5 protein-coding genes and 1 tRNA gene are annotated in these 3,742 nt (G+C 71.7%); 3 read left to right on the top strand and 3 right to left on the bottom strand.

Going from position 1 to position 3,742, the window contains the following annotated elements; genetic code table 11:
• The 3 genes from EIO58_RS14305 to EIO58_RS14295 form a co-directional block, all read left to right on the top strand.
• Nucleotides 1–621: SGNH/GDSL hydrolase family protein (locus EIO58_RS14305; protein ID WP_240658877.1), on the top strand; the 621-nt coding region annotated here is incomplete at its 5' end.
• Nucleotides 622–665: 44 nt separating this feature from the next.
• Nucleotides 666–741 (top strand) — tRNA-Arg (locus tag EIO58_RS14300).
• Nucleotides 742–884: 143 nt separating this feature from the next.
• Complete coding sequence (locus tag EIO58_RS14295) at nt 885–2,114, top strand: hypothetical protein (protein WP_127820092.1); 1,230 nt, start codon at nt 885–887, stop codon at nt 2,112–2,114.
• Between the two features lie 30 nt (nt 2,115–2,144).
• On the opposite strand, the gene EIO58_RS14290 is transcribed toward EIO58_RS14295, so the two are convergent.
• The 3 genes from EIO58_RS14290 to EIO58_RS14280 form a co-directional block, all read right to left on the bottom strand.
• The gene (locus EIO58_RS14290; RefSeq protein ID WP_127820091.1) at nt 2,145–2,792 is read right to left on the bottom strand and encodes an arsenate reductase/protein-tyrosine-phosphatase family protein; all 648 of its coding nucleotides are present in this window, start codon (nt 2,790–2,792) and stop codon (nt 2,145–2,147) included.
• Nucleotides 2,789–3,205, bottom strand: a complete 417-nt coding sequence (locus EIO58_RS14285) for an arsenate reductase ArsC (RefSeq protein WP_127820090.1) — start codon at nt 3,203–3,205, stop codon at nt 2,789–2,791. The genes EIO58_RS14290 and EIO58_RS14285 overlap by 4 nt, the downstream gene beginning before the upstream one ends.
• A 43-nt stretch (nt 3,206–3,248) precedes the next feature.
• The coding region (locus tag EIO58_RS14280) for an arsenate reductase ArsC (RefSeq protein WP_240658875.1) at nt 3,249–3,742 on the bottom strand (494 nt) is incomplete at its 5' end.

Below are 3,742 nucleotides of genomic sequence, written 5' to 3'. Positions count from 1 at the left end.
CGCGCCCTCGTGTTCGGCGACTCGTGGGTGTACGGCTCGGCCGCGACGACCCCGTCGCTCGGTTTTGCGTACCGCCTCGCCGACGAACTCGGCATCGAGACCGTGGTCGACGGGGTCCGCGGCAGCGGCTATCTCAAGCCCGGCATCGACGGCCCGGCCTACGGCGAGCGCATCGCCGCGCTCGACCCGGCCCTCTACCCCGACCTGGTCGTCGTCGAGGGCTCGATCAACGATCGGCGACTGCATCCTGACGGATACCGGGATGCCGTGACCGCCGCCTGGGACGCCCTCGCGGCCCGCTATCCCGACGCCGACATCGTCATCCTCGGACCGGCCCCGCAGGTGCTGCCGGTCGAGGCGGCCACGCGCCGCATCGACGACGACCTGCGGGCGCTGGCCGCGCAGCGCGGCTGGTGGTACGTCTCGCCCATCGCCGAGGAGTGGATCACCGAGGCCAACTACCTCGACGTCATCGACACCGGCCCGGTCGGCCGCGACCACCCGTCGACCGACGGCCACGCGTACCTCGCCGCGCGGGTCGCCGAGGCGATCCGCGCGATGAGCGAGCCCGCGGACATCGTCGCCGACGCACCCCACGACGGGGAGCTCGTCGGACCGTGAGGTGAACGGGAGCCGCAGGCAGGGGTGGTAATCTCGATCGGCACGCCTCCGTAGCTCAGGGGATAGAGCGTTGGTTTCCGGTACCAAAGGTCGCAGGTTCGATTCCTGTCGGGGGCACCACCACCACGATCGTCGAGGGGCCGGTCCGAGAAAGGCCGGCCGACGTTTCCGCCGGAACGGCCGTCGATCGCCGGTGGACGTGGACGTCGGGAGCGCGGCGCGCAGGGCGTCGCGACGCGCCACCGAGCATCTAGAGTGCAGGGGTGGAGCACCCCGAAGCGCAGGCCTCGCCGGCGGGCGTGGACGCCGCCCCGGTGCCATGGGCGCCCGGACCTGATGCGGCCGTACCGGTGCTCGCGCCGCGGGCGAAGCGCCGCATGGGAGTGGTCCTCGCGTGGTGCGCGGGGGCTCTCGCGGTGATCGTGCTCGCGGCCCTCGCAGCCTTCGTGCACGCGTCGGCCGATGAGACCTTCGATGCCGCGCAAGCGCGACTGGAGTTCGCCGCCGAAGAGGAGGCGGATGCGCATCGCGCGCTGACGGCAGCCGTCTCGGCCGCGGAGCGGTCGGTCCTCTCGGGCGAGCGGATCGTCGCCGCGGCGAGCGAAGAGCTCGTCCACCCCGACGCGCGATCGGCGCTCGGCGAGGCGCTGGCGACGCTCTCGGGAGGGGCGGACGAGGCGCGCGCGGTACTCGAAGACGAGGTCGACGACGGCGACGTCCGCAAGCCGATGTGGATGTGGGAGTTGTTCGCCGAGGCATCCGCCCTCGACGAGCGCCGGGAAGCGGCGACCTCATCGGCCGAGGACTCCAGCGACGTGGAGCGCACCCTCGACGACCGGCACGACCGGCTGACCGAGACGGCGGTCGCCCTGTACGCATCGACGATCGCCGCCGCCGACGCACTCGAAGCGGCCAATGTGTCGGCGCGCGCCGCCGCCGTGCTGGATTTCCGCGACGCGGCCGATCGTGTGGCGCAGCAGGACGGCGTCGGGTCTGACGCGGCCGTCGCGTTCTCGCTTTACGCGACCAACGCGGAGATCCTCGCCTCGTCGGCGCAGTCCGAACTGGCCGAGAAGGCCGGCCCGCTCCTCGCGACGCGGCTCGAAATCGAGGCGTACGCGCGGTCCATCGCCGGCGGCGTCGTGCTGGACTTCGATTGGGCGCCGGTCGTCGCCGGCACCGGCGGATCGCGAGGCATCGGGGGCACGGCCGCGTGGAACTCGGCACGCGGCGGATCGTCCACGATCACGCTCTCGCACTCCGTCGCCGAATGGTGGCCCAACGCGGATTCTCGCGCCCTCGTGACGCACGAGGTCGGCCACGCGATCACGTCCAAGTGCCACGACAGATTCGACTCGCAAGACCGCGACGCCAACGAGGAGTGGGCGACGGCGTGGGCGATCAGCATGGGTCACACGGCCCAGGGCAACGGCGTGCAGGCCTACGGCCACCCGTCGCAGGAGATGATCGACCTCGCCGCCACGTGCCGCTGACGCCCCGAGGGCACGCCGGGCGCGGTGCCGTCACCTGGCCGGCAGGAGCTCCGAGAGGAGATGCTCCACCCGATCGCGGATGTCGTCGCGCACGCGACGGACGCCGTCGACGTCGAGATCGGACGGGTCGTCCAGCTGCCAGTCGAGGTACCGCTTGCCCGGGTAGAGCGGGCACGCGTCGCCGCAGCCCATCGTGACGACGGCGTCCGCAGCGCGGACGACATCGTCGGTGAGCGGCTTCGGGAACTCGTCCTCGACGTCCAGTCCGATCTCGGTGAGCACCAGCGCGACCTCGGGCAGGATGCGCTCGCCGGGCTGCGACCCCGCCGAGCGCACATGGGCCCGGTCGCCCGCGAGCTGACGCGTGATCGCGGCCGCCATCTGCGAGCGCCCGGAGTTCTGCACGCACACGTAGAGGATCTCGGGCACCGGCTTCGCGAGCAGTCCGCGCGATTGCGCGAGCGCCGTCAGCCGGTCGCGCGCGAACTTCTCGGCGAGGCTCGGGACGTGTGTACGGATCGCCGCGGTTCGCGCCAGCGCCGTGTATGACTCGAAGACGACCCGCTCGACGGTCTCTTCGCTCACCATCCCGGTGAACTGGTGAGCCAGTCGCTCTGAGGCGCGGTGCAGCACGGAATCCGGCGACAGCAGGGGGGCCTGCCCCGTCGCGCCGCTCATGCCGCGCCCTGCTCGGGGATCAGCTCGCCGATGAGCGCCTCCACGCGGGCGCGGATCTCGTCGCGGATGGGCCGCACCGACTCGATCCCCTGGCCGGCCGGGTCGTCGAGCTCCCAGTCCTCGTAGCGCTTGCCGGGGAAGATCGGGCACGCGTCGCCGCAGCCCATCGTGATGACGGCATCCGACTCGCGCACCGCGTCGACGGTGAGCACCTTGGGCGTGTTGCCCGAGATGTCGATGCCCTCCTCCGCCATCGCCTGGACTGCGATCGGGTTGATCTCGTCCTTCGGTTCGGATCCGGCCGACAGCACGTCGATGCGGTCGCCCGCAAGCGCCTGCAGGTAACCGGCGGCCATCTGCGAGCGGCCGGCGTTGTGGACGCAGACGAACAGGACGGTGGGCTTTTCGTTCATGGGAGACCCGCTTTCTCTATCGAGAGAAAGCATAGACGGTCATCTATGTTTTTGCCAGCGGCAGTGCCGGCTCTCCCGCCAGCTCCGTCAGAAGGCCGCGCACCCGCTGCTCGATGTCGTCACGGATCCGTCGCACGTCCTCGAGCGGCCGGCCGACCGGGTCGTCGAGATCCCAGTCGAGGTAGCGGCGGCCCGGGTAGACCGGACACGCGTCTCCGCAGCCCATGGTCACCACGACGTCGGCCGCCCGCACCGCCTCATCGGTGAGCGGCTTGGGGAACTCCCCTCCCAGTGGCACGCCGATCTCGTCCAGCGCGACCACGATCGTGTGCCGCACGTCGCTTGTGGGGGCCGACCCGGCGGTGCGCACCGACACGCGGCCGCCGGCGAGCTGACGCAGCATCGCGGCGGCCATCTGGGAGCGACCGGCGTTCTGCACGCACACGAACAGCACTTCGGGAGTCGCGAGCGCCTCGTCGCGCACCCCTGGGTCGGCACGCACGGCGGCGCGACTCAGCGCCTCGAGCCGCGCCGCCG

Source organism: Microbacterium sp. CPCC 204701, assembly GCF_004010105.1.
Classification (GTDB): domain Bacteria; phylum Actinomycetota; class Actinomycetes; order Actinomycetales; family Microbacteriaceae; genus Microbacterium.
The sequence above is the reverse complement of the archived record's forward strand: the minus strand, read 5'-3'. Positions and strand labels throughout refer to the sequence as shown.

What these genes read in the sequence shown, in the direction of transcription:
- EIO58_RS14290 (WP_127820091.1), bottom strand. Translation starts at nt 2,792, where the DNA reads ATGAGCGGCGCGACGGGGCAGGCCCCCCTGCTGTCGCCGGATTCCGTG.
- EIO58_RS14285 (WP_127820090.1), bottom strand. Translation starts at nt 3,205, where the DNA reads ATGAACGAAAAGCCCACCGTCCTGTTCGTCTGCGTCCACAACGCCGGC.